Source organism: Salegentibacter tibetensis (assembly GCF_020164485.1).
In the GTDB taxonomy this organism is placed as follows: domain Bacteria; phylum Bacteroidota; class Bacteroidia; order Flavobacteriales; family Flavobacteriaceae; genus Salegentibacter; species Salegentibacter tibetensis.
Genome location: NZ_JAIQZA010000066.1, coordinates 3,263 through 5,225, shown reverse-complemented (window position 1 = coordinate 5,225; position 1,963 = coordinate 3,263). Strand labels below are relative to the sequence as shown.

Sequence of the window (1,963 nt, the reverse complement as noted above, 5' to 3'; positions counted from 1 at the left end):
AATTGATTGTTGTAATTATATTAAGAAACAACGATGAAGAGTTTGATCCTGGCTCAGGATGAACGCTAGCGGCAGGCCTAACACATGCAAGTCGAGGGGTAACAGGGAAGAGCTTGCTCTTTCGCTGACGACCGGCGCACGGGTGCGTAACGCGTATACAACCTACCTTTTAGCGGGGAATAGCCCAGGGAAACTTGGATTAATGCCCCATAGTATATGGAGATCTCCTGATTTTCATATTAAACATTTATGGCTATTAGATGGGTATGCGTCCTATTAGTTAGTTGGTAAGGTAACGGCTTACCAAGGCTACGATAGGTAGGGGTCCTGAGAGGGAGATCCCCCACACTGGTACTGAGACACGGACCAGACTCCTACGGGAGGCAGCAGTGAGGAATATTGGACAATGGGCGAGAGCCTGATCCAGCCATGCCGCGTGCAGGAAGACTGCCCTATGGGTTGTAAACTGCTTTTACAGAGGAAGAACCACTCCCACGTGTGGGAGTTTGACGGTACTCTGCGAATAAGGATCGGCTAACTCCGTGCCAGCAGCCGCGGTAATACGGAGGATCCAAGCGTTATCCGGAATCATTGGGTTTAAAGGGTCCGTAGGCGGGCAGTTAAGTCAGTGGTGAAAGTCTTCCGCTCAACGGGAGAACTGCCATTGAAACTGATTGTCTTGAGTTATTATGAAGTGGTTAGAATGAGTAGTGTAGCGGTGAAATGCATAGATATTACTCAGAATACCGATTGCGAAGGCAGATCACTAATAATATACTGACGCTGATGGACGAAAGCGTAGGTAGCGAACAGGATTAGATACCCTGGTAGTCTACGCCGTAAACGATGGTTACTAGCTGTTCGGCCCGATTAAGGGCTGAGTGGTTAAGCGAAAGTGATAAGTAACCCACCTGGGGAGTACGTTCGCAAGAATGAAACTCAAAGGAATTGACGGGGGCCCGCACAAGCGGTGGAGCATGTGGTTTAATTCGATGATACGCGAGGAACCTTACCAGGGCTTAAATGTAGTCTGACAGGAGTGGAAACACTTTTTTCTTCGGACAGATTACAAGGTGCTGCATGGTTGTCGTCAGCTCGTGCCGTGAGGTGTCAGGTTAAGTCCTATAACGAGCGCAACCCCTGTGGTTAGTTGCCAGCGAGTAATGTCGGGAACTCTAACCAGACTGCCAGTGCAAACTGCGAGGAAGGTGGGGATGACGTCAAATCATCACGGCCCTTACGTCCTGGGCCACACACGTGCTACAATGGTAGGGACAGAGAGCAGCCACTTCGCGAGAAGGAGCGAATCTACAAACCCTATCACAGTTCGGATCGCAGTCTGCAACTCGACTGCGTGAAGCTGGAATCGCTAGTAATCGGATATCAGCCATGATCCGGTGAATACGTTCCCGGGCCTTGTACACACCGCCCGTCAAGCCATGGAAGCTGGGGGTACCTGAAGTCGGTCACCGCAAGGAGCCGCCTAGGGTAAAACTGGTAACTGGGGCTAAGTCGTAACAAGGTAGCCGTACCGGAAGGTGCGGCTGGAACACCTCCTTTCTAGAGCAAAGTACTTTTAAAGTACATAGCGCAAGAATCAAAGGGAAGTTCTTAAAGATCCTGATTTGGTCTTGATTCTAAAGCTGTCGATTTAATATTTAAAAAATTAGAGAAAAGAAACAAGAGAAAAGAGAAAAGACTTTTTAGTCCTGGATCTTGAGTCTTAATTCTTGGATCACACAAAGGACAGTCTCATAGCTCAGCTGGTTAGAGCGCTACACTGATAATGTAGAGGTCGGCAGTTCGAGTCTGCCTGAGACTACTACCGAAGTACGAAGTACAAGGTTAGAAGTTAGAGGGTGAAGCGAGACAATTAAGTTCATTACAATTTATTGAAAGGAAATTTTAGAAGTTGGGCAACCAGTTTACAGTACGCAGTGAGCAGTACGCAGTACAGTTACAA

1 tRNA gene and 1 rRNA gene are annotated in these 1,963 nt (G+C 48.0%); both read left to right on the top strand.

Annotated elements, in window-relative coordinates:
* The first annotated feature begins 30 nt into the window (after positions 1–30).
* Positions 31–1,560, top strand: a 16S ribosomal RNA gene (locus LB467_RS18345).
* Between the two features lie 188 nt (positions 1,561–1,748).
* Positions 1,749–1,822, top strand: a tRNA-Ile gene (locus LB467_RS18340).
* Positions 1,823–1,963 lie beyond the last annotated feature (141 nt).